The organism is Flavobacterium sp. FG19, assembly GCF_057809475.1.
Genome location: NZ_JBMDKA010000007.1, coordinates 85,490 through 110,285 on the forward strand (window position 1 = coordinate 85,490; position 24,796 = coordinate 110,285).

The 24,796-nt window shown below is 36.1% G+C and carries 22 protein-coding genes; 11 read left to right on the top strand and 11 right to left on the bottom strand.

Annotated elements, in window-relative coordinates; translation table 11 throughout:
* The first annotated feature begins 16 nt into the window (after positions 1-16).
* The gene (locus ACODST_RS09090; RefSeq protein WP_488931800.1) at positions 17-355 is read left to right on the top strand and encodes a T9SS type A sorting domain-containing protein; all 339 of its coding nucleotides are present in this window, start codon (positions 17-19) and stop codon (positions 353-355) included.
* Between the two features lie 136 nt (positions 356-491).
* On the top strand, positions 492-1,472 hold the full coding sequence (locus ACODST_RS09095; protein ID WP_488931937.1) for a LuxE/PaaK family acyltransferase: 981 nt from the start codon (positions 492-494) through the stop codon (positions 1,470-1,472).
* 253 nt (positions 1,473-1,725) lie between these two features.
* Here the strand turns inward: ACODST_RS09095 and tyrS are convergent, their stop codons facing one another.
* Positions 1,726-3,021, bottom strand: a complete 1,296-nt coding sequence (gene tyrS, locus ACODST_RS09100) for a tyrosine--tRNA ligase (RefSeq protein WP_488931801.1) — start codon at positions 3,019-3,021, stop codon at positions 1,726-1,728.
* 174 nt (positions 3,022-3,195) lie between these two features.
* Between tyrS and ACODST_RS09105 the strand changes: the two genes are divergently transcribed.
* Both ACODST_RS09105 and ACODST_RS09110 read left to right on the top strand, forming a co-directional pair.
* A complete protein-coding gene (locus tag ACODST_RS09105) occupies positions 3,196-4,431 on the top strand; it encodes an outer membrane beta-barrel protein (protein ID WP_488931802.1) in 1,236 nt (411 codons plus the stop codon).
* Positions 4,432-4,558: 127 nt separating this feature from the next.
* Positions 4,559-5,560: an NAD-dependent epimerase/dehydratase family protein gene (locus ACODST_RS09110; RefSeq protein WP_488931803.1), complete on the top strand. Its 1,002-nt coding sequence runs from the start codon at positions 4,559-4,561 to the stop codon at positions 5,558-5,560.
* Positions 5,561-5,563: 3 nt separating this feature from the next.
* On the opposite strand, the gene ACODST_RS09115 is transcribed toward ACODST_RS09110, so the two are convergent.
* The 3 genes from ACODST_RS09115 to ACODST_RS09125 are packed head-to-tail and all read right to left on the bottom strand — an operon-like array spanning position 5,564 to position 8,131.
* Positions 5,564-6,046 carry a DUF4296 domain-containing protein gene (locus tag ACODST_RS09115; protein ID WP_488931804.1) on the bottom strand — a complete coding sequence of 161 codons (483 nt, stop codon included), beginning with the start codon at positions 6,044-6,046 and terminating at the stop codon, positions 5,564-5,566.
* Positions 6,047-6,055: 9 nt separating this feature from the next.
* On the bottom strand, positions 6,056-7,396 hold the full coding sequence (locus ACODST_RS09120; RefSeq protein WP_488931805.1) for a dihydroorotase: 1,341 nt from the start codon (positions 7,394-7,396) through the stop codon (positions 6,056-6,058).
* A gap of 9 nt (positions 7,397-7,405) precedes the next feature.
* On the bottom strand, positions 7,406-8,131 hold the full coding sequence (locus ACODST_RS09125) for a polyprenol monophosphomannose synthase (protein ID WP_488931806.1): 726 nt from the start codon (positions 8,129-8,131) through the stop codon (positions 7,406-7,408).
* Positions 8,132-8,238: 107 nt separating this feature from the next.
* On the opposite strand from ACODST_RS09125, the gene ACODST_RS09130 reads away from it, so the two are divergent.
* The 3 genes from ACODST_RS09130 to ACODST_RS09140 all read left to right on the top strand — a co-directional run bounded on the left by ACODST_RS09130 (position 8,239) and on the right by ACODST_RS09140 (position 10,501).
* A complete protein-coding gene (locus ACODST_RS09130) occupies positions 8,239-8,907 on the top strand; it encodes a DUF4271 domain-containing protein (protein ID WP_488931807.1) in 669 nt (222 codons plus the stop codon).
* 14 nt (positions 8,908-8,921) lie between these two features.
* Complete coding sequence (locus ACODST_RS09135) at positions 8,922-9,671, top strand: uroporphyrinogen-III synthase (RefSeq protein ID WP_488931808.1); 750 nt, start codon at positions 8,922-8,924, stop codon at positions 9,669-9,671.
* A gap of 359 nt (positions 9,672-10,030) precedes the next feature.
* The gene (locus ACODST_RS09140) at positions 10,031-10,501 is read left to right on the top strand and encodes an Lrp/AsnC family transcriptional regulator (protein WP_012022648.1); all 471 of its coding nucleotides are present in this window, start codon (positions 10,031-10,033) and stop codon (positions 10,499-10,501) included.
* A 1,006-nt stretch (positions 10,502-11,507) separates the two neighbouring features.
* Here ACODST_RS09140 and ACODST_RS09145 read toward each other — a convergent pair.
* The 3 genes from ACODST_RS09145 to ACODST_RS09155 all read right to left on the bottom strand — a co-directional run bounded on the left by ACODST_RS09145 (position 11,508) and on the right by ACODST_RS09155 (position 14,936).
* Positions 11,508-12,194, bottom strand: a complete 687-nt coding sequence (locus tag ACODST_RS09145; RefSeq protein ID WP_488931809.1) for a zinc metallopeptidase — start codon at positions 12,192-12,194, stop codon at positions 11,508-11,510.
* A gap of 101 nt (positions 12,195-12,295) precedes the next feature.
* Positions 12,296-12,931: a response regulator gene (locus ACODST_RS09150; protein ID WP_488931810.1), complete on the bottom strand. Its 636-nt coding sequence runs from the start codon at positions 12,929-12,931 to the stop codon at positions 12,296-12,298.
* The gene (locus ACODST_RS09155; protein ID WP_488931811.1) at positions 12,924-14,936 is read right to left on the bottom strand and encodes a tetratricopeptide repeat-containing sensor histidine kinase; all 2,013 of its coding nucleotides are present in this window, start codon (positions 14,934-14,936) and stop codon (positions 12,924-12,926) included. The genes ACODST_RS09150 and ACODST_RS09155 overlap by 8 nt, the downstream gene beginning before the upstream one ends.
* Positions 14,937-15,106: 170 nt before the next feature.
* Here ACODST_RS09155 and ACODST_RS09160 point away from each other — a divergent pair, with 170 nt between their 5' ends.
* On the top strand, positions 15,107-15,508 hold the full coding sequence (locus tag ACODST_RS09160) for an MmpS family transport accessory protein (RefSeq protein ID WP_488931812.1): 402 nt from the start codon (positions 15,107-15,109) through the stop codon (positions 15,506-15,508).
* Between the two features lie 96 nt (positions 15,509-15,604).
* Here ACODST_RS09160 and ACODST_RS09165 read toward each other — a convergent pair whose 3' ends face one another.
* The 4 genes from ACODST_RS09165 to leuS form a co-directional block, all read right to left on the bottom strand.
* Entirely contained in the window at positions 15,605-16,201 is a 597-nt protein-coding gene (locus ACODST_RS09165) for a hypothetical protein (RefSeq protein WP_488931813.1), read from the bottom strand.
* Positions 16,188-16,661 carry an RNA polymerase sigma factor gene (locus tag ACODST_RS09170; RefSeq protein ID WP_488931814.1) on the bottom strand — a complete coding sequence of 158 codons (474 nt, stop codon included), beginning with the start codon at positions 16,659-16,661 and terminating at the stop codon, positions 16,188-16,190. The genes ACODST_RS09165 and ACODST_RS09170 overlap by 14 nt, the downstream gene beginning before the upstream one ends.
* Before the next feature lies 1 nt (position 16,662).
* Positions 16,663-17,511 carry an alpha/beta fold hydrolase gene (locus tag ACODST_RS09175; RefSeq protein ID WP_488931815.1) on the bottom strand — a complete coding sequence of 283 codons (849 nt, stop codon included), beginning with the start codon at positions 17,509-17,511 and terminating at the stop codon, positions 16,663-16,665.
* A gap of 332 nt (positions 17,512-17,843) precedes the next feature.
* The gene (gene leuS, locus ACODST_RS09180) at positions 17,844-20,708 is read right to left on the bottom strand and encodes a leucine--tRNA ligase (protein ID WP_488931816.1); all 2,865 of its coding nucleotides are present in this window, start codon (positions 20,706-20,708) and stop codon (positions 17,844-17,846) included.
* 196 nt (positions 20,709-20,904) lie between these two features.
* Between leuS and ACODST_RS09185 the strand changes: the two genes are divergently transcribed.
* The 3 genes from ACODST_RS09185 (at position 20,905) to ACODST_RS09195 (ending at position 24,591) form a co-directional block, all read left to right on the top strand.
* Positions 20,905-21,252 carry a winged helix-turn-helix domain-containing protein gene (locus tag ACODST_RS09185; RefSeq protein WP_488931817.1) on the top strand — a complete coding sequence of 116 codons (348 nt, stop codon included), beginning with the start codon at positions 20,905-20,907 and terminating at the stop codon, positions 21,250-21,252.
* Positions 21,253-21,419: 167 nt separating this feature from the next.
* Positions 21,420-23,978 carry a TonB-dependent receptor gene (locus ACODST_RS09190; RefSeq protein ID WP_488931818.1) on the top strand — a complete coding sequence of 853 codons (2,559 nt, stop codon included), beginning with the start codon at positions 21,420-21,422 and terminating at the stop codon, positions 23,976-23,978.
* 16 nt (positions 23,979-23,994) lie between these two features.
* Positions 23,995-24,591 (top strand): molybdopterin-dependent oxidoreductase, encoded by a 597-nt coding sequence (locus ACODST_RS09195; RefSeq protein ID WP_488931819.1) that lies wholly within the window; start codon positions 23,995-23,997, stop codon positions 24,589-24,591.
* Positions 24,592-24,796: the final 205 nt, after the last annotated feature.

The window sequence follows — 24,796 nt, forward strand, 5'->3', positions numbered from 1 at the left end:
TATCCAAATTAAAGCGATGGCAAAAAACTACTTTTATATTACATTCATATTGGCATTTTTCTTTACTCTTAGTGTTTCGGCACAGGACAGTAAACAATTACCAAAGACTCAGGACACAGCGGTTATTGAGGGGCTCAGCCTTTATCCTAACCCGGTTCTAAACGGAAAAGTATATATTTCCTCTAAAAATGATTTAGAAAAAGAAGTCATTGTTTTTGACATCCTTGGAAAAAAAGTACTTCAGGCCCATTTAACTACAAAAGAATTAAATGTCTCCGACTTAGCTCCCGGTGTTTATATCATAAAAATAACCGAACAGAGTGCCTCGGCAACACGAAAACTCATTATTCGATAAATATAAAAAAAGCTCCCTTCAGGAGCTTTTTTTAGTTTACAGTCTGAGTCACAGTTTTCATATAATGGAAACAATGAAAACTGCGGCTGAAAACTGCGACTGAAAACTAAAAACAATATCTTTGCACAAAAAAGTTTTGATTACAGCCAGCGATATATTTACCATTTCAAGCCATAAACAATTTGAAAAAACAGCATTAAAAGTTTTTCGCTTTCAATATGCCAACAATACCGTGTATCGCGATTTCTGTGATTTTTTAAATACTGATGTTCAGAAAGTAAAATCACTCGAACAAATCCCGTTCCTGCCTATTCAGTTTTTTAAAAGCCATGAAGTAGTATCCAGCCCAAACCCTGCACAGGTTACTTTTACCAGCAGCGGTACCACAGGCATGGTTACCAGCCGGCATTTGGTGACCGATGTTTCCCTATATGAGGAAAGTTACCGCAAAGGTTTTTCACAGTTTTATGGCAATATCGAAGATTACGTTGTTTTAGCCCTTTTACCTTCTTATCTCGAACGAGAAGGGTCCTCGCTTATTTATATGGTTGAAGATCTTATAAAACTCTCCAATCAGCCTGAAAGCGGCTTTTATCTGCACAATCACGACGACTTAATTAAAAAGTTAACCGAACTGGACGAAGCAGGCCAAAATGTAATTCTGATTGGTGTTACTTATGCTTTATTGGATTTAATCGAAAAACATCAGTTTCAGCTTCAAAATACCATTATTATGGAAACCGGAGGAATGAAGGGTAAACGTAAGGAAATGATTCGTGAAGAACTGCATGAAATACTCTGTAAAGGTTTTGGTGTTTCCTCTATTCATTCCGAATACGGAATGACCGAACTTTTGGCCCAGGCTTATTCTTTAGGCGAAGGCGTTTTTGAATGTCCTTCATGGATGCACATTTTAGTTCGCGATCCCGAAGATGCTTTAACCTACATTCAGGACGGAAAAACAGGCGGTATCAATGTTATCGATTTAGCCAATATTAATTCCTGCTCTTTTATAGCCACTCAGGATTTAGGCAAAAAAAATCCCAACAACTCTTTCGAGGTATTGGGACGTTTTGATAATTCTGATATTCGCGGCTGTAACCTGATGGTTCTTTAGAATGGTTTAACCGTTGATTTGGTTAATCGTTTAATCGTTAATTATGACTATCAATCAATTAAACAAAAAAACATTCTCCAAATACATCGACTGCAAACCAAATTCTAATTCTACCTACGAGACATTCCTACGGAATGATTTTTTTTCAATAAAAAAATCCCAATATTCTTTTAGAACATTGGGATCTATATATTTGATTTAAAAGACTCTGACAGATCGATTAAACAATTAACCGATTAAACAGTTAAACCATTTAAACCACTCTGATCACAAAATAATTTTTCTTTCCGCTCTGCAGCAATACAAACTGATTGTTGATCAGGTCGTTTGTTGTAAGCGCATAATCTTCTTTTATTTTCTCTCTGTTAACAGAAATGGAGTTAGCTGTCAAAGCACGTCTCGCTTCTCCGTTTGATTTAAAAAAACCTGTTTTTTCATTTAGGACCGTAATAATATCCAAACCGCTTTCTAAATCTGTTTTGGTAATTTCAGCCTGAGGAACTCCGTCAAAAACTTCTAAAAAAGTAGCCTCGTCTAATTTCTTCAAATCTTCTGCCGTAGAGTTTCCGAACAAAATATTTGAAGCCTGAATTGCTTTTTCCAACTCTTCTTTACTGTGTACAAAAATGGTAATTTCTTCAGCCAGTTTTTTCTGCAAAACTCTCAGGTGAGGAGCTGCCTGATGCTCTGCAATCAGCGTTTCAATAGTTTCTTTATCTAAGAAAGTGAAAATTTTAATATATTTTTCGGCATCTGCGTCCGTAGCATTTACCCAAAACTGGTAAAATTTGTATACAGAAGTTTTATCAGCGTCCAGCCAGACATTCCCCCCTTCTGATTTCCCGAATTTTGATCCGTCTGCTTTTGTAATTAATGGCGTCGTTAAGGCAAAAGCTTTGGCGCTTTCTCCTCCCATTCTGCGAACTAATTCCGTACCCGTGGTAATATTTCCCCATTGATCAGAACCTCCCATCTGTAAAAGACAGTTGTTATTTTTATACAAATGGTAAAAATCATATCCCTGAATTAACTGATAAGTAAACTCTGTAAACGACATTCCTTCTCCTTCTCCGCTCAATCTTTTTTTAACAGAATCTTTTGCCATCATATAATTTACTGTGATACGTTTTCCAACTTCACGGGCAAAATCAATAAATGAAAACTCTTTCATCCAGTCATAGTTATTTACCATAACCGGAGCATTCGGTTCATTTGAATTAAAATCTAAGAAACGGGACAAAACACTTTTGATTCCGGCCACGTTTTTAGCGAGGGTTTCTTCATTTAGCAGGTTTCTTTCGTCAGATTTTCCAGAAGGATCTCCGATCATTCCGGTCGCACCTCCTACAAGGGCAATTGGCTGATGACCAAAATTCTTTAAATGAACCAGTAAAATAATCTGAACCATACTGCCTATATGCAGTGAATCTGCCGTAGGATCAAAACCAATATAGGCCGATGTTACCTCTTTTAGCAATTGTTCTTCCGTTCCTGGCATGCTATCATGGTATAAACCGCGCCATTTTAATTCTTCAACTAGATTCTTCATTTTTTAAATATTTTGCGCAAATATAATCAATGGTAATGCAATGACAAAAAGCAATACCAAATCAGACGTAATAAAATCAAAATAAAAAGTCTGAACAAAAAAACTAAAAATGAGGAAAACCGTAAAAATTACTACTCTTTTTTCTTTAGATTAGCCCCACAAAAAAACATACCAATGAAAAAATATTTCTTACTTATTTTATTTCTTTATTTATCAGCCATTAATGCCCAGGTTAATTTCGAAAAAGGGTATTTTATTTCTAATAACGGCCAGCGTACAGAATGCTTAATCCGAAATCTGGACTGGAAAGACAATCCAACTGATTTTAGATACAAAATAGATCCTAACGACAAAGACTATATAACCGAAACCATTGGAAATGTATCTGAATTTGGAATTGGCAGTACTGTTACCTTTAAAAGAGTAAAAGTAAAAATAGACCGTTCAAGCGATGATTTAGCCAAAATATCCCAAACCGGAAAACCAGTCTGGGAAGAGAGTACGCTTTTTCTTCGCATATTAGTAAAGGGAGATGCATCGCTGTACTCCTACAGAGAAGCAAATCTTTTCAGATATTTCTACGAAACCAGACAAACGCCTCTTGAACAGCTTGTTTACCTTAGATACATTGATACACAAAGTGACAATCCTAGTAAAAACGTAAAAGAAAACACTTATTTCAGACAACAGCTGAACCTGAATGTAAGATCGGCTGCTATTACAGACAATGACATCAAAGGTCTGTCTTACAACAAATCAGATCTTACAAAATACTTTGTAAAATACAATAATGTTCCTGAGAAAAAAGAAGACAAAGAACAAATCAAAACAGGCAAAAGTCAATATTTTGTAAAAGTAACAGCAGGCGTGAGCTCTACATCACTTTCATTAAGCAGTACTTCTCTTCCGTACCGAAATGCAAAAATGGATGGTAAAACGAATTTCAAAATAGGACTTGAGGGCGAATATGTACTTCCGTTTAACAATAACAAATGGAGTGTTTTCATCAATCCAATGTATCAAAAGTACGAAAACAACAAATCTTACAGCCTGCCGGGTCTTTTTCCAACCTCTCCTCTTGAAAACCACACTGTAGATGTTGAATATACCGCAGTACAGGTACCTATTGGTGTACGTCATTACCTTTTCCTGAACCAAAGCTCAAAACTGTTTATCAATGCGGCCTTTGCTCTTGATGTAGCCAATAAAGCTTCTGTAGTGTACGATGAGTCCATACATAATGACAGTAAAACAGGAACCAATTTAGCCCTTGGTTTTGGATACAACTTCAAAAACAAAGTTAGTGTTGAAGCCCGATTTAATACCAAGAAAGAATTAATGGCAGATTACAATGATTTCTCGGCAAAATATAATGCCTTCGACGTGGTATTCGCCTACACTATTTTCTAAAATTTTAAAAAACACCGTTACAAAATAACTAAAGCAGTTAACCGTCTTAATTTTCGGTTAACTGCTTTTTTTTAGAAGCAATTCTATTAATTGAGTCACATTTACTCAAAAATAGTATCTTTACAAAATGGTATTAGTAACTGGCGGAACAGGTTTAGTAGGCTCACATTTATTGCTTCATTTAATTGAAAATGGAGAAAATGTGCGGGCTGTTTACCGAAATGAAAGCAGCATTCAAAAAGCCCGGTCTGTTTTTGAACTGTATCAAAAAACAGATCTGTTTGATAAAATAGAATGGCTTGAAGCCGACATTCTGGACATTCCCTCTCTGGAAACTGCTTTTAATGGCATTGAGTATGTTTATCATTGTGCCGCACTGATTTCTTTTGATCCAAAAGACGAAGAGGCTCTTCGAAAAATTAACATCGAAGGAACGGCCAATCTGGTCAATTTTTCTATTGCCCTGGAAATCAAAAAATTCTGCTATGTTAGTTCAATTGCAGCCCTTGGAGATCTGGCCGCACACGAAACTTATATTACCGAAGAAACCGACTGGAATCCTGAAAAACCGCACAGTGATTATGCTATTTCAAAATATGGCGCCGAAATGGAAGTATGGCGCGGACACCAAGAAGGCCTGGAAGTGATTATCGTCAATCCTGGTGTGATCCTGGGACCTATTCCAAAAACAAAAAACAAACAGCAGGGAAGCGCTGAATTATACACAAAAGTAGCTAACGGACTTTCCTTTTATACGCTTGGCAGTACCGGTTTTATTGCTGTCGATGATGTCGTAAAAACAGCATATCAGTTAATGAAAAGCACTATCAAAAACGAACGTTTTACTTTAATTGCTGATAATATTGTTTTTAAAGATATACTCAACACTGTTGCTGAAGCTTTAAACGTTAAAAAACCACATCGACATGCCTCTCCGGCTTTAATGAATTTCCTATGGATTATCGACGGATTTTTCTCTAAACTGTTTTTTCTAAAAAGAAGCATTACAAAAGCTACCGCTAAAGCCTCCTATTCGACAAATCTGTATTCTAATGAAAAAATAAAAACCGCTCTGGGAACGGTTTTTCTGGATGTGCATCAATATGTAAAAAACATTTCAAGATTATAAAATTTATCTTTTTTGTCTGTTTTTTATCATCTGTTGTCTTATTGAATCAATATTTATGGGTTTCGCCTCTTTCTTCTTAACGGAATCTTTGGCTATTTCTTTAGGTTTATTCTTAGCAGCTTTCTTGGCTTTTTTCTCTTCAAGGGTAACAATAGAATCTGCAGCCCGCTGTACTTTAGCCAATCGCTTACCAACCTCATCGAACATTTCTTTGTAATTCTCGTAATCTGCCGCATAATATATATTGTTCTGGGCAAACTGAAGGCTGTCGACTTTATATTTCTTAAGAATAAACTTTGTAGGGTTGGTTTCTGTAGAATCCAGCAGCTCCTGATGCTGGTATTTCATAGCTTCCAGAATCGATAAATCATACATAATGGCAATCATTTTCTCTTTCTCAATAAGTTTAGCAGGCTGTTTTACAACCTCTTTTTTACAACTTACAGAAAGAAACAAAACCAATAGTATTACTAAACAATTTTTCATTTCAGCTTTTTATCTGTCAAACAATAATCGTTTTCCGGCACGGATATCTTTTACTTTAAAATTATTATAAACCAGTTCTCCGTTTACAAAAGTATGGGTAATTCTTGATTTAAAAGTAGTATTTTCAAATGGCGACCATCCGCATTTGTACAATATATTATCTGTTTTTACACTCCATGGCAGACTTGGATTTACAATTACCAAATCAGCAAAATAACCTTCTTTGATAAATCCTCTTTTTTCGATCTTGAAAATCTTAGCCGGATTGTGACACATTTTTTCCACAATTTTCTCGACACTGATTTTACCCTGATGATGTGCTTCAAACATGGCCACCACAGCGTGCTGTACAAGAGGCCCTCCTGAAGGGGCTTTTAAATACGACTGCAGTTTTTCTTCTTTAGTATGAGGTGCATGATCTGTTGCAATAACATCAATTCGGCCGTCATTTAGGGCTTTCCAAAGTTCCGCACGGTCCTCGGCAGTTTTAACAGCAGGATTCCATTTAATGAAATTTCCTTTTGTTTTATAATCTTCATCTGTAAACCAAAGATGGTGTACGCAGACCTCTGCGGTGATTTTTTTATCTTCTAACGGAATTTTATTAGTAAACAATTCCATTTCTTTAGCAGTAGAAAGATGAAAAATATGAAGCCTCGCCCCTGTTCTTTTTGCCAGGGCCACCGCTTTGGAGGACGATAGATAACAGGCTTCGGCGCTGCGGATTAAATTATGTGCCGTTACCGGAACATCATCACCGTATTTCTCTTTAAATTCTGCAAGATTGTTCTGTATGGTAGTTTCATCTTCACAGTGTACAGCGATTAACATTGGGGTACTTGAGAAAATTTTTTCCAAAGTTTCTTCTCTGTCAACCAGCATATTTCCCGTTGAAGAACCTAAGAAAATCTTGATTCCGGCCACATTTTTTGGGTTCGTTTTCAAAACTTCTTCCAGATTATCGTTGGTAGCCCCCATCATAAACGAATAATTCGCGAATGATTTTTGAGACGCTGTCTGATATTTATCTTCCAGAATTTCCTGTGTAACAGCATTGGGAACGGTATTAGGCTGTTCGATAAAAGAAGTAATCCCGCCCGCAACTGCAGCTCTGGATTCTGATTCAATATCTCCTTTATGAGTTAAACCTGGTTCTCTGAAATGCACCTGATCATCAATAGCACCCGGCATTAAATAATTTCCTTCGGCATCAATAACGATACAGTCTGATGTTTTTAAACTGATACTGTCTGCCACTTCAACAATAAGATCGTTTTCTATCAAAACATCTCCGTCAAAAATAGATCCTTCGTTTACAATTTTGGCATTTTTTATTAAAATCCTGTTCATCTCCTTCTTTTATAATGAATTGACTAACTTTTTTAATCTAAGGGAGATAACCCCCAATATGGCTTCTTTAATAATGGCGTTACTCATTTTTGACACTCCTTTTGTGCGGTCTGTAAAAATAATAGGCACTTCTTTTATCTCAAATTTAGCACAATAGGTTCTGTACTTCATTTCAATCTGAAAAGCATAACCCACAAATTTTATTTTGTTCAGGTTAATTTTTTCCAGAACTTCTCTTTTATAACAGACAAAACCCGCCGTAGCATCATGAATTTTCATCCCGGTAATGAATTTTACATATACCGAAGCAAAATAAGACATGAGAACACGGCTCAACGGCCAGTTTACCACGTTTACCCCTTTGACATAACGTGATCCGATGGCCAGATCGGCACCTCCGAAATGACAGGCATCATATAGTTTTTCAAGATCATTCGGGTTATGTGAAAAATCAGCATCCATTTCAAAAATGAAATCGTATTTACGTTCTAATGCCCATTTAAAACCATGAACATAAGCTGTTCCCAGTCCTGCCTTTTTTGCTCTTTTTTCAAGAAAAAGCCTTTCCGGAAATTCTTCCTGAAGCGCAATGACTTTATCTGCGGTATGATCCGGGGAATTATCATCAATAATTAACAGATGAAAAGGTTTATGTTGTGAAAGAACGGCTCTTATTATACTTTCTACGTTCTCAATTTCGTTATATGTGGGAATTATGACAATACTATCACTCATTTTTTTTTCGGTAATTTCACCGCAAAAGTAAACTTTTTATGGCATTCGGTTCATAATAAATACATAATAAAACTATTGATATAAAAAATTACTAATTTTGTGACGCTATGATTGAACACCTTCATCCCCGTATTATTGAAAACAAAGACTGGGCAACCGCATTGTTTGTCCTGACTTTTGCCGTTGTTGCCATGACAAAATCGGCTTATGAAACCCGTTTCTCGGAATTCAGCAAGCTTATTTTTTCAGATAAATATGCCAAAATTTATCGTGACAACAGTCATATGAAAAGCAGTTTTACGGTGGGTTTATTTTTCGTTCAGGTGATCTCTTTTGCGTTCTTTATTCAGCTTACGATGAATATTTTTGGACATGCTTCCAAAACCGACTGGATTTTGTTTATTCAGATTGCTACTTTTCTTCTTTATTTTATTCTGGCAAAGTATTTAGTCGAAAAAATTGTAGCCGCTTCGTTCAACATCGACGATTTTGTGGAGCTTTTTAATTTGCAAAAAGTTACCTACAGAACTTATATAGGCGTTTTAATCCTTCCGGTCAATGCTATTTTGTTCTATTATGACAATATTTCAACGATTGTACCCCTTACCGTTATTGGTATCTCACTGTGTATCAGCCTGTATTCTTATTTTATTTCAATTAAAACATATCAAAACGTAATAATCGGCAAGTTATTTTATTTTATTTTATATCTTTGCGCTCTTGAAATAGCCCCTTATTATTTTCTCTATTACTGGATAACAAAAGGGAGTGCTTAGAAAATGTTTATAATATGAAAGTGAAAACAATTTTGGTGTCACAGCCTGAACCTAAAGTGGAAAATTCTCCTTACTTTGAGCTCCAACAAAAACACAAAATAAAAATTGATTTCAGACCATTTATTCATGTGGAAGGGGTTAGCGCAAAAGAGATCCGATTACAAAAAATCGATCTTAATCATTACACTGCGATCATTTTAACAAGTCGAAATGCTGTAGATCATTTTTTTAGAGTGGCTGATGAAATGCGTTACAAAGTCCCTGAAGGATTGAAGTATTTTTGTCAATCTGAAGCAGTAGCATTTTACCTTCAAAAGTATGTTGTGTACAGAAAACGTAAAATTTACGTTGGAGCAAAAGATTTTGCAGATTTATCACCGCTAATCAAAAAGTACAAAGACGAGAAGTTTTTACTTCCTGCCTCTGATCAGTTAAATGCAGATGCTCCTGTAACCTTAAACGGCCTGAAAGTAGACTGGGCACAAGCCATTTTTTACAGAACTGTAATGAGTGACTTATCTGATCTTGCTGATGTTTATTATGATATTTTAGCATTTTTCAGTCCAACCGGAATTAAATCTTTATTTAAAAATTTCCCGGACTTCCAGCAAAACAACACCAGAATCGCAGTATTTGGAAGCACTACTCAAAAAGAAGCTCTGGATCACGGTTTAAGAATCGACATTCTTGCCCCAACTCCTGAAACACCTTCTATGACCATGGCTTTAGAAAAATACATAGCAGAAGCAAATAAAGGAAAATAACCTTTTATAAAACATACCATTTTTAAAATTCCAAATTCCAGCTTAATCAATTGGGATTTGGAATTTTTCTTTTTATCACCTTTTGTTTCCCGTGGTTGAAACACGGGTTATGTTTAAAACATCCGCGAAAGAAAACATAACCTGCGGTTTCAACCACAGGAACGCAATGAACTTCCGCAGCACATGTCTTGCAGTCGAATCTCAAATACCCACGATACATTTCCCGTAGTTAAAACCATGAGCTACGTTTTTGGAATTTGGAATTTAAAAAATTGGAATTTCCATTTCTACAGCATTTTACTTACATTTGATTTCTATTCAAAACCCAAACCACTAGAAATAGTTTCAAATTACAAGTCATGAAAATCAATTCCCTCTTAATTGAAATTGACGGTATCGACAAAGAAATCCTCCGTTATCTTATGGACGATGCCCGAAAACCTATTTTACAAATCGCTAATAAAATAGGCATTTCGGGAGCCGCTATTCACCAACGGTTAAAAAAACTGGAGCAGTCCGGTGTCATTTCAGGATCAAAATTTACGGTCAATCCAAAGGTTTTAGGGTATAACACCATGGCTTTTATTGGCGTATATCTTGACAAAGCTTCCCGAAACTCTGAAGCCGTAAAAGAACTAAGAAAAATCCCCGAAGTTCTGGAATGCCATTACACCACCGGAAACTGGTCAGTATTAATTAAAATTATCTGTCGTGACAACGAACATCTGATGCAGCTTTTAAACACCAAAATACAGGCTATTGAAGGGGTTTCGAGAACAGAAACTTTTATTTCGCTCGACCAGCAGATTGACAGGCAGATTCAGTTGTAAAAGAAGATGTTAATGGGAGAATTATACAATTAGAAAATTTCTTAAATACTAATTACAACAAACCAGACAGGCTGTAAAGGCCTGTTGGGTTTAATATCCGTAGTGAATCTAAAAACATGTCGGTTCATATTTAACTACAGCATAGCCTCTCTAACCGACAAAACAACCTGTGAATTAATCCAAAAAAAATATTCTGAAACTTGAAACTCTATACTATTAAGCTGGAAATAAAAACTGCAGTATGCTTTATGGCTTATTTTCTACTAGTTTATATTGCAGATAAAACAACACCAAGCGGCCCCTGCACTCCAGGACCAGGATTTTTATTAGCCTTACTTTCAATCCCCATAAGCATCCTTCTTATTGTGTTATTTCTTTTCAGATATTACAAATCCGGAAATAATAAATACTTAAACAGCATTGGTGTTTTAGCGGGACTATGGGCTCTTCTGTTTTGCATTCAAAAATTAGTGAATCTTTAAAAATCATATTGCTTCAAACCAAACTGATAAAACTTTTTAAGTGATTCCGTAATTTTCAGAACAAGACTCCTTACAGACCGGATATACAAACCTAATTTTAACAATAACCTAAAAGAGAATGAATTTTAAAATCAAACCAGAAATTAAGGCCGTTTTGTTTTTTATCTTTTGTTACCCGGCATTATATCTTATCAAAACTTTTCAGCCGCCTGGCAGTCCACACGGCCCCAACCTTAATGATGTATTTGTTTTGCTCTTAATTCCTGTTAGTATCCTCTATTGTATCATACTTCTTTTCCAATATTTCAAAACCGGAAACAAGGCTTACTTATATTCTATAGGCATTGTTATTACAATGTGTTTTCTGTTTTTTCATTCTTTATCACTCTTTTATTATTTCGTTTAAGCACAGCTGCCCAAATCTGTTTAGAAAATTTTCTATACAGCATAAAAAAATCCGACAAGCTTTGAACTTGTCGGATTTACTTAAAATCACCTAATTGGCTGACTATTTCATGATCTCATTAGTTTCGTCTGTTTCCAGCATAAATAGAGATATAGTACAACAACGTTGCAATAGATCCCAAAGCAGCTACCACATAAGTTCTCGCGGCCCATTTTAAAGCATCTTTAGCTCCTTCCTGCTCCTGCTGTGTAAGCATATGTTTATTTTCAAGCCATGCCAGCGCTCTGTTACTCGCATCATATTCTACCGGCAGTGTTACAATTGAAAAAAGAGTCGTCACAGCAAATATGACAATCCCTATTAACAGTAATTGCGGAAAACTCTTTATCATTAAAATCCCGGCCAGTAAAATCCATTGCATAAAATTAGAAGCTACACTTACTACAGGCACCAGTTTAGAACGCATGGTTAACCATTCGTAACCAATGGCGTGCTGTACCGCATGACCGCATTCGTGCGCTGCTACTGCCGCTGCTGCTGCGTTTCTGTGATTGTAAACCGCTTCACTTAAATTGACTGTTTTATCTGCCGGATTGTAATGATCTGTTAACTGTCCCGGAGTCGAAATCACGCGAACATCCGTAATCCCGTTATCAGCAAGCATTTTTTCAGCGATTTCCCTGCCGCTCATTCCATTTCGTAACTGCAGCTTAGAATATAATTCGAATTTACTTTTTAGTTTTGCACTCACCATCCAGCTAAACAACATGATAGCCCCGGCGAGAATTAAATAACCACTTCCCATATCTGATTCTTTTTTTGATTGAAATTTAAAGTTACAAAACCAACCGCAATTTCTGAACCAAACTCAAAAAATGTCAATTTGGCATTTTTACCGACAAAGTTTCAATCTAAAAGATTGTTTTTTAAGAGAAGCGTAATTAATTCTGCCACATTTTTGGTTTTGTACTTTTGAAGAATATTCCTTCTGTGGGTTTGTACCGTCAGGAAACTCAGAAAAAGCTCATCGGCAATTTCCTGTGTTTGTTTTCCTTTTGAAAGCAAAAGCGCAATATCTTTTTCCCTTCTGCTCAAACTCGGTACCACATCCAGATCTTCAGATAAAGGCTGGCTTACAATGGTTTTTACCTCATCGCTAAACACAATTTCGCCTTCAATGGCTTTATTGATACAGCTCTTAAACTCATCAAAAGAGGCATTCTTTAATATATATCCGTTTCCGCCGTTTCGGATAAACTGCATGACCAGACTGCGCTCTGACTGGCTGCTCATTCCAATTACCACTACCTGCGGATATTTCTGTTTAATAGCTTTACACAAATCAATTCCCGTAATCACCGGAAGAAAAATATCCATTAATACCAGATCGACTTCGTGGTTTTCGATATAATCGAGCAGCATTTCTCCTGATTTCATTTTCTCTACAATTTCGATATTGTCCAGATCTGAAAGCAGTCCTGAAATTCCCGAAATTACTATAGGATGATCATCCACTACAACCATTTTATACTGCTTACTCATTTTCCTGATTTTCGTTTAGTACATTCAGTTCGATATAAACCGAAGTACCCTGATTTATTTTACTGTCGATTTCTAATTTTCCATTCAGGAATTCTACCCTGTTTTTAATATTTTTGAGTCCCATTCCGTTTTTGTTCATCTGGTCCGAAACCTCAAAACCGGCACCATTATCTTCTACGGTAATAAAAAATACGTTTTTATTCTGAGAACAGGAAACGAGGACCTGAGACGCTTTGGCATACTTTAAAGAATTGTTCAGCAGCTCCTGAATAATCCTGTAAATCATGATTTCGGCATTCTTGGACAATTTTGGTTTTTTTATGAGATATTGAAACTCAACTGTTGTCACTGCATTTGAATTTTTAACGCATAAATCCCGTAAGGCATGTTCAAGACTCAGCTCAAGCAGTGTTTCAGGCATTAAGTTCTGCGAAATATTCCGAAGCTCTTTAATCGAATGGTCCAGCATCGAATCGACCCCGTTTATAGTTTCTCCGGTCTCTTTTTTAACGAGGTTTAAATGAATCTTCAGCCCGGACAGCATACTTCCTAATCCGTCATGTAAATCCCTCGCAATTCTTTTTCTTTCCACTTCTTCTCCCTGAATCAGGGCTTTGGAAACCGAAAGTTTATGACGGTCTTCATACGCCATTAATTCCTGTTTGTGATTGATTTCTTTCTGGGCACTTAGTTTTTTCTGATTTTTGTTAAATATCCACAAAAACAAGACGGTAAGAAACAGCAAAAAAGAAAGAACTGCAAAAAGAATGGTATTGAGACGATTGTTATTAACCAGTAAAGCCGCTTTTTCATTTTCGGACTGGAGAAGGCTGATTTTCTTTTCACTTTCCGCCTTCTTGTATTTGGCTTCCAGCTCCACAATTTCAGTCTTAAATTTAGTATTGTTTAAACTGTCATTAATAACATTATACTTGTGCGAATAGAAATAGGCCTTATCGTATTCTTTCGTCGCATTATAAACTCTGGCCATTTCATTGTAGTAATTTTTTTTATCTACAATAAACGAGGTGTTTTCCAGAAGGAAATCGAGGTTGCTTTTGGCCTTTTCATAGTTCTTCAGCTTAAAAAGCACTTCGTACTCTGCAAACTTCAGTCGGTTTAAGGCATTTAAATTCTCATGTTTTTCTGCGGATTTTATTCCTTTACCATAACTTTTCAGCGCTTCTTCATTTTTATTCTGTCGGGCATAATACAGCCCTTCCGAATAAAAATAAGAGTCGTTTAAATTCGATTCCGGAAAATTCTTTAAGGTAGAAAAGGCTTTATCAAGTACTTTTTTGGCATCATAAAAATGCTGCAGTTCGACCAGATTTTCGGCATTAATAACATACGTTTCCATTTTTGATTCAGCGAGCGTTGGTGTCTTTCTGATCGCCCTTTCAATGTATTTCTGGGCTTCACTCAGATACTCATTCGCCTTTTCCCGTTCGCCCGTATTCATAAAAATAATAGCGACTGCTTTGTACAAAGCACTTATCAGTTCATAATCCCGGCTTCTTTTGGCAATAGGAATAGCCTCATTTATGAGCAGTTTCATATAGCCTTTTTCATTATTCTTCCGCTGCTGCATGATGCCGTAATTCTGCAGAATCACCGCCCGAAGTTTATAAGCTTCAGTATTGTAATATTTCTTAAGCTTATCGTTGGCCGCCAAAAGCGCTTGTTCAAAACCATGAACATCTCCTTTTTCTAAAAAAGAAGACGAATTATAAAAAAGCCCCGCATCTTTTAAAAACGGGAATTTATTTTTGAGACGGTTGGCCTGCGCCAAATATTCCTTTGATTTTTGAACATCCTGAACCATCAGGTACATTTTGGACAACCTAAAGCTATAAAGGCATTTTAAACTGTCTGACTCTGTATTTTTTGTAACCCTTGCTATACTGTCAATATATACAGAATCATCATCTAAAGAAAGAATTACCTGTGAATGTAAAACGGCGGATAAAAATAAAAGCAGGATAATAAAGTAGTTTTTCCTCATAAAGCGGCATTTGACCAAATGTATTAAATTTAAAAAACTCTCAAAAAGATTTCAGGCACTTTTACCTGATATCAGGTAATATAAAATGCATTTTATCAGGTATTGCCCCCTCTTAGTTTAGCTGTTAATTTTGTTCTGTAGATTAGTAATATTATAAAAGCCATTTGACCATGAAAACGATTTTAAAAACAGCAGCCCTGATATTGACACTTGCTTTTACAGCAGTATCATGCAGCAGCGATAATGACGATAATCAATCAGCAGCTTCTTCAAGAGATGTTAAATATGAAGTAACCGGAAATTATACCGGAAAGCTTTCTGCAACTTATATGGAAAAAGGAGGAAATGTTTTAAATGAAGATGTTAACAATCTTCCATGGGTTAAGGAATTCACTGCCGAAGCAAAATCTAACGGAGCATCAGTGCATGCCAGCGGATATGGCGGAGTTCAGGGACAAACTGTAACAGTAAAAATGTATATTGGAGGAGAAGTAGTAAACGAACTTACTGCTGAAACTAATAGCGACGGAATCGTAGTAGCCAACCTTACACCGTACGTATTCCCTCTTTAAGATTTTATTTTCCTCTCTTTTAGGATTTAAAAGGTTAGAATTTAATTTTTGTTTTTGGAAAAAGATGAGCTTCGCAATTTGCGAAGCTTTCTTTTTTTATGCCTCTAACTGATTATTCACTTCTTCAAATTTTCTAATCAGGCTGTTTATCTTCTCCTGTTGTTTTTTAATTTGCTTCGGGCGGATGTAAAACCAGTTAAGCAGTATCCAAAGCAAAGTAATCCCATAAGTCAGACTTGTTCCTAAAGCGCTCATTCTGCTTGTATATTCATACATGTATAAGCAAATTCCAACAGTAAGGGCTATAAAATAGAAACTCATCATTTGGGTCTGTAAAAACTGCTGTTTCTTTTTTATGGCAATCAGGTTTTGTAAATACTCCTGATTGGTTTGATTTACATCTATATTTTTAAAAGAATTCATCATTTTATTATACACCAGTAAAAAAACAGCCATTGCAAGAATCGTTAACACAATTCCGATTTTAGTCGAAAGGAACTGTGGCTGGAAATATACCCAGATGAAGACAATAAATACTGTAGTAAGAGAAAGCAGAATATTGGCAATCCATAAACTTTTTACAGCGGCTTTTTTAAATTTACTGACTCTCGCCAGTAAATCTTCCATATCAGGCTGACTTATGGTTTGTTTTTTCCATAAATCTTTAAAATCTATATTATTATCGTTGTCCATTTTCTTTAAATTTTTGAGTCAGTTTTTCTTTGATCCTGTGAATTTTCACCCTAACATTGGCTTCTGAAAGCCCTGCGATTTTGGCGATTTCTGCCTGTTTTACATCTTCTAATTCCAGCGAAATAATAATACGATCGGTTTCAGGCAGTTCGGCAATGCATTGATATAAAAACTGTATCTGAGGTTCTAATGACGTTTGTTTTTCCTCTGAAAGATGAACCGGAAGTTCTGATTTCGGAAATCGTTTTTGTTTTTCAATCTGCCTCAGGCAATTATTGGAAGCAATCCTGAAAATCCAGGTTCCAATTGCCGATTCGTTTCTAAAAGTTTCCAGTTTCTGCCAGACCATTATAAAAGTTTCCTGAGCCAAATCCTCAGCGGCATCATAATCATTTACAAATCCCATGCAGAGCCTGAAAATTCTATCCCAATACGTTTTGTAGATTTCTTCGAATTCCATCTTAAGATTTTAAAAAATGAGTTAACTGTGCCATATACCAGTCTGTATCGTCGTACATTATAAAATGCAGCCCTTTATCAGCATATTGAAAACTGGCCGTTTTTAAGTTTCCGTATTGTCCTTCTATTACAGGTTTTAAATTTATAAAATAGGATTCTAATAAAATTAGCGACGGACATTTTATCGCTTTAATTTTATCTCTCAAATCGGTATTATAAAAATCACAATACATTTCGGCAAATGTTTTTCGGTCTGATTTTACACTCCAGTCCACCACCATATCCAGTTTCGATTTATCTTCTAAAAGTCTTGGCATCGTTTGTTTCTGCATATCGCGAAATTGCGTTTCATTCATCACTGCCATCTGCGTTACCATTGGCGAACAGTCATTATTTTCTTTTGATTTAAAAGAAGGATCACTTAAAGCAGCCAGACACGGAAGTGCATCAACTACGACAATTTTTCCAATTAAATCCGGATAAGACGATGCTATGGCAAGCGCTAATCCACCGCCCATACTATGACCAATTACAATTGGTTTTTCGATTTTATTGTCTTTGATATAGGCTGCGATTTCGTTTTTCCAGTTTTCAAAAGATGGATTGGGCTGTGGTTTTACTCCGGCAAATCCTGCCATTGTAAGAGTATAACAAGTAAAATCTTTTTCGAAAGCTGCTCTGGTTTCGTTCCAGACAGCTCCTGAAGAAGCAAATCCGGGAATGAATACGATTGATTGTTTTCCTTTTCCGGTTTTAAGAACTTCAAAAGGATATGATTTTGTCTGAGCAAAAACATTTACACATAATGCCGAGAACAGGAATGCGATAATTAAGATGATATACTTTTTCATTTTTAATAGTTTTAAGTTGTTAATTAAATCGGATCCGTGCTTTTGATACGACAACTATTAAAATGTTACAATGCTTTTGAAAATTTTCAATAATTAAATTCCAAATTCCAATATTGGTGCGGGTTTTTAACCGCAAAGTACGCGGAGGTTTACGCAAAGAACGCAAGTTTTTTGCCGCAAAGGCGCTAAGCCGCAAAGTTCTCCGCCACGAATTCACGAATTTTTATTTCAATTAATTCGTGAATTCGTGGCGGAAAAAAAAGCAAAAAAAAATCCCAAACCCCAATCGTAAAATTGGAATTTGGAATTTCTTATATTGAAATTTTAAAAAATTAACCTACCAGATTAATGATTTTTCCGGGAACAATAATCACTTTATTTGGCGTTCTGCCGTCTAAGTGCTTTTGTGTTCTTTCGTCTTTCATTACGATTTCTTCGATTTGTGCTGCGGTTAAATCCAAAGGCAATTCGATTGTGAAACGCATTTTTCCGTTGAAAGAAACTGGGTATTCTTTATTCGTTTCAACTAAGTGTTTTGCATCAAAAGCAGGGAAAGCCACTTCTGAAATTGAGGTTGTGTTTCCTAACTGTGACCATAATTCTTCAGCAATATGCGGTGCATAAGGTGAAACCAAAATTGCTAACGGTTCTAAAATCGCTCTTGAATGACAGTTTTGAGAAGACAATTCGTTCACACAAATCATAAACTGAGAAACTGAAGTATTGAAAGAGAAATTCTCGATATCTTCTGCCACTTTTTTGATCGTTTTATGTAACGATTTTAAGTTGTCTTTTGTTGGTTCGTCGTTGTTTACGATTAAACCATTATCGTCAAAATACAATCTCCATAGTTTTTTAAGGAAACCAAATACTCCAGAAATTCCGGCAGTATTCCAAGGTTTTGCTTGTTCTAATGGACCTAAGAACATTTCGTATAAACGTAATGTATCTGCACCATATTCAGCACAAATATCATCTGGAGTAACTACATTGTAATATGATTTCGACATTTTTTCTACTTCACGTCCTACAATATATTTTCCGTTTTCATCTAAAATAAATTCAGCTGTAGCAAAATCTTCTCTCCAATCTTTAAACTTTTCGATATTTAATTCATCTGAAGAATTAACAAAATTTACATCAACGCGAATTGGCTGCACATTTTGACCTTCGATTTTGTTTTTAGACACAAAAGTATTCGTTCCCTCTAATCGGTAAACATAAGCTGTTGTACCCAAAATCATTCCCTGATTGATCAGTTTTTTGAATGGTTCTTCGGTTGGAGCAAAACCTTTGTCTTTTAAGAATTTATTCCAAAAACGAGAATACAACAAGTGACCAGTTGCATGCTCACTTCCTCCAATGTATAAATCGACACTTTCCCAGTAAGCCAAAGCTTCTTTAGACGCAAATTCATTTTCATTGTGCGCATCCATATAACGCATCCAATACCATGAGCTTCCTGCCCATCCTGGCATAGTGTTCAATTCTAAAGGAAAAATCGTTGCATTGTCAACTAAATCAGTTGCTACAACTTTGTTTTGTTTCGTATCCCAAGCCCAAACTCCTGCGTTTCCTAATGGTGGTAAACCGTCTTCCGTTGGCAAGTATTTCTCCACTTCCGGCAAAATAATTGGTAAATGCTGAGATTCGATCATTTTTGGCAATCTATTCACATAATAAACCGGGAATGGTTCTCCCCAATAACGCTGACGAGAGAAAACAGCATCACGCAGACGGTAATTGGTTTTACCTTTTCCCTGACCAATTTCTTCTAATTTTTCAATCGCTTTCTGCGTTCCTTTTTTATAATCTAATCCGTTTAAGAAATCAGAATTGGCGATTTCAACATTGTCTTTTGATCCGTAAGCTGCTTCAGAAATGTCCACATTGGCAAAAATGTTTTTGATTTCCTGCATTCCTTTTTGTCCTTTAAAGAAATTAGCAAAAGCATAATCTCTTTCATCTCCGCAGGGAACCGCCATTACAGCACCTGTTCCGTAACCTGCTAAAACGTAATCTCCAATCCAAACCGGAATTGGTTCTTTCGTAAACGGATGTTCCGCATAAGCCCCTGTAAATACACCAGAAATGGTTTTTACATCGGCCATACGCTCACGCTCCGAACGTTTAGCTGTTTTTTCGATATAGGCTTCAACTTCCGCTTTTTGTTCCGAAGTGGTAATTTTAGCAACCAAATCATGTTCTGGCGCCAAAGTCATAAAAGTTACTCCAAAAATGGTATCAGGTCTCGTAGTAAATACTTCGATTACTTCGTTATGATCTTTCACATTAAAAGTTACCAAAGCTCCAACTGATTTTCCGATCCAGTTTCTTTGTGATTCTTTAATAGACTCGCTCCAGTCGATATCATTCAAACCCTGAAGTAAGCGTTCGGCATAAGCAGAAATTCGCATACTCCATTGTGTCATTTTTTTTCTTATAACAGGAAAACCTCCACGCTCCGAAACTCCATTTACAATTTCGTCATTAGCCAAAACCGTCCCTAAGCCCGGACACCAGTTTACTTCGGTTTCTGCCAAATACGTTAATCGGTATTGCAACAAGATTTTTTCCTGCTCGTCTTTTGAAAATGCGTTCCATTCGCCTGACGAAAAAACGGCAATATTATCATCCGAAACGGCATTTACATTTGCATTTCCTTCCTTTTCAAAAATCGCAGTCAAAGTCGAAATATCTTCTGCTTTGTCTGTCGTTTTATTGTACCAGGAATTGAACAACTGGATAAAAATCCATTGTGTATGTTTATAGTAATCCGGATTTGACGTACGCACTTCACGCGCCCAGTCAAACGAGAATCCGATTTTATCTAATTGTTTTCTGTATCCCGCAATTTGTTTTCCTTCTTTGTCTACTCCTCCGTCGATATTTACACGTGTTGTATCTTCAGGACGCTGTCCGGTCTGAATCGCATATTGTTCTGCAGGTAATCCGAAACTATCGTAACCCATTGGATGCAAAACATTGAATCCCTGATGTCTTTTGAAACGAGAATACACATCTGAAGCAATATAACCCAGCGGATGTCCTACGTGTAATCCTGCTCCCGACGGATAAGGAAACATATCGAGAACATAGTGTTTCGGTTTTTCGGAGTTATTTTTTGCTGCGAAAGTTTGACTTTCTGCCCAATACTTTTGCCATTTGGCTTCAATTTCGTTTGGATTGTACTTCATTTCTAAGTGACTAAGATTCTAAGTTACTAAGGCTCTAAGCTTTTCACTAAATTAATTTAGCCGCAAATTTACATTTATTGTTGTTTGTTGCAAAGCTATTTCACTGACAAACAAATAAAATAACAAAATACGTATTTTTAATTAAGTAAAAATACGTATAATTGCATTTTAAAATTACGTACTATAATTTTCTGCTATGTCTGAAAACAAAAAATATAAGATCGAAGTCCGGCTCTGGATTGAAGAAACCGAAGGTCCGTTTTTAGGAATTGGCAAGATCTGGCTTTTAGAAAATATTCGAAAAACCGGTTCAATTACCAATGCGGCAAAAGAAATGAAAATGGCGTATCGACAGGCGTGGCAACTGGTTGAAGAAATGAATCGGCGGGCTGAAAGTCTATTAGTAGAAAAACTCCTGGGCGGAAAAGGCGGCGGCGGCGCAAAATTAACAGAAGCTGGAGAAAGAGCGATTGCTGTTTTTTATGAAGTTGAAAAACGAATCAAAGAATTTGCTGAGAAAGAAACTCAAAAACTGAAATTTTAAATTTTAAGCACATAGCCAATCTATGTTTTAGAAACTAGTTTCTTTTATATCTTCTTTATCAAAAGAAAAAACTATGTTTCTATGTGTTAAAAAAAATAATAAACTAAACCAACTTTTTTTTAACCATCAGTATTCATTTTAAAACATACTGAAATAAAACCAAAACCATGAACCAAAAATTATATCTACTATTTCTATTTGTAAGCCTGAAAAGCTTTTCCCAAACAGAAAAATCAAAAACACAACAGGACAGTATTAAAAAAGAAGAACTAAACGAAATCGTAATTACCGCTTCCCGTCGTTCTGAAAACATCATGCGCTCGCCAATTAGTATTGAGCAGTTAAAATCGGCGGAAGCCAAAAAAATGGGATCACCAAGTATTTATGAAGCGCTCGAAAATGTAAAAGGCGTTCAGATTATTACGCCCAGTTTAGGCTTTAAAGTCATTAATACACGAGGCTTTGCCAATTCAACCAATGTCCGGTTTGCACAATTGGTTGACGGAATTGATAATCAGGCGCCGCATTTAGGCGCTCCTATTGCAAATGCACTTGGGGCAAATGATCTGGATATTGATAAAATCGAAATTATTCCGGGAACCGCAGCCGCTTTGTACGGAATGAATGCCATTAATGGATTGGCTAATATTCAGACTAAAAATCCTTTCGAATATCAAGGCGTTTCCGTTCAACAATTAACGGGAGTAAATCATGTTGGGAATATTGACCGTTTTTCACCTAAGTTATACTCGCAGTTTAATTTGAGATTTGCGAAAGCTTTCACTGAAAAATGGGCTTTCAAAATTAATGCTTCAACAACAGGCGGAACAGACTGGGCTGCCGATGACCGAACCGATCTGGCTCCAAACGCAAATGCTTCGACAGGTTTATTTGGTATTGATAATCCGGCTTATGACGAAGTAAACGGTTATGGAAATGAATCGGCAAACCGAAAAACACTGAACCTAAACGGTAAAAATTATGTGGTTGCCAGAACAGGTTACAGAGAAACGGATATTACCGATTACGATATTAAAAACTACAAAGCTGATTTTGGGCTTTACTTTCGTCCAAAGAAAAATCAGGAGCTTTCAGTAACTTACAAAACAGCTTTAATTAATACCATTTATCAGCGCTCCAACCGATTTAGACTTGACGATTATACTTTAAATCAATTTTCGGCCGATTATCATACTCCTGTTTTTCAGATAAAAGCCTATGCAACGACTGAAAATACCGGAAACTCCTATAATCTGCGTTCGCTTGCTGAAAATATGGATCGTGCTTTTAAATCAGATGATAATTGGTTCGCCGATTACAGCACTTTTTACAAAAACGCAGTTACAGATGGCGCAACGGCTGCTGATGCGCACAGAATGGCCAGAACGCAATCTGATCAGGGCAGATTTTTACCCGGAACGGAAGCTTATGAAAACAAGAAAAACGAATTAATTGATATTAACAATTGGGATATTGGTGCAGCTTTACGGGTAAAATCGACTTTGGTCCACGGTGAAGGATTATTGAATTGGGACAAAGCTTTTAAATCTTTCTTCGAAAAAATGGATGCTAAATTGTTAAGCGGTTTCGATTACAGAAATTACATTATTGTTCCTGACGGCAATTATTTCATCAATCCCGTTCAGGCTGACGAAAATCTAACCTATCAAAAAACAGGAGGTTTTACACAATTGACCAAAGAGTTCTTTGCTTCAAAACTGCGTTTGAGTGCCACAATCAGAGCGGATAAAGCCGATTATTTTGACACCAAATTTACGCCGCAGTTCACTGCTGTTTATTCCCCAAAAGAAACCATGAATTTTAGAGCTTCTTATCAAACAGGCTATCGTTTTCCGAGTATTTTCGAAGGCTTTTCCAATGTCAATTCAGGCGGTGTAAAACGTGTTGGCGGATTGCGAATTATGTCGGATGGAATTTTCGAGAACTCCTATACCAAAGCTTCCATCGATAAATTTCAGGCGCAGGTAAATACTGATGTTAATATAAATGGTTTGACACAGACAGCGGCGATTGAAAAAAATAAAAACACCATTCAAAAAAATCCTTACACCTATTTACAACCAGAATTTGTCAAATCATTCGAAGTTGGTTTCAGAGGAATGGCCCTGAACAGAAATCTTTTTATTGATGCCGATTTTTATTATAACTCGTATAAAAATTTCATCGCTCAGGTTGAAGCCAGTATTCCGAATACGACAGATCCCAATTTGATTCCGACTGCTTTATATTCCAAAAACACGCAGAATCGCTACAGACTCTGGACCAATTCTAAAAGTAAAATCTACAATTATGGCGGAAGTTTAGGTTTAAAATATCGTTTTAATGAAATTTTTACCGCTATGACCAATCTTACTTATACAAAACTGGACAGAACAGATGATAAAGACGGTTTGGAAGACGGATTCAACACACCGGAATTTAATGTAAACGGAACTTTAATCGCTCAAAATATCTGGAAAAATCTTGGGGCGAGTGTAAGTGCGCGTTATCAAAATAATTTCGACTATGTTTCTTTTTTAGTAAGCGGAACCGTTCCGGCTTACTGGACGATGGATGCTCAGGTTAATTATAGTTTTAAAAAAGGCTTTTCGGCCAAACTGGGTGGAACCAATATTTTGAATAAAACATATACTTCAATTTTAGGCGGACCCTCAATTGGAGGATTATATTATTTATCTTTAGTTTGGGAAACCAAAAAAATCTAATAACAAATACCATTATATGAAAACTCCAAATTACATTCTAATTCTTCTGATTGCTTTTTCCTGTTCAATGTGTAATTCTTCTAAAAAAGATAAAGAAGAAACTATTTCTGTTGAAAAAATTTCAGAAAAACCAAAACACGAGCATCCAATTCTAACAGCTGAAGACAGCCTGAAACTGGTTAATCATGTTATTGAAATAAAAGGAGAAGTTGAGAATCAACTGCAGTTAACTGTCGATTCTTTAAAAAAGATGAAAGTAGTGACGATTGAGAATCTCAAAATAACCGGAAAAGGCGGTGTAATTAAAAGAGAAGTCAAAACTTGTAAAGCGGTACTTTTAAAAGATATTTTAGACAAAGCCAAAATCAGACAGGAAGATCATAAAGACCGAAACTTTTATATTGTAGAAAGAGCTTCAGACGATTATAAAGCGACTTTTTCGTGGGCAGAAATTTTCAATAATCCAACTGGAGATAATGCATATATCATCTTCGAAGAAAATGGCAGACCTGTCAAAAATGGAGAAATGATTGGGCTTTGCAAAAATGATATTGCAACCGGTCCCCGTCATGTTTATTGGCTAAAAAGCATTGAAATTTATAAGGTTAAATAAGACGCTGAGATTCTGAGCTACTAAGATTTTTAGCCACAGATTAAAAGGATTAAAATGATTTTTTTAAATCTGTGTGAATCCTTTATAGCTCTGCTTTTTTATTTTGAGAACTTTGTGTTGTTATTAAATTTAGATTAAAAAAATACAAAATTCATACACAGAGAAATTTTAATATAGTTTTTCCATCTTATTGTCAAATATAGCC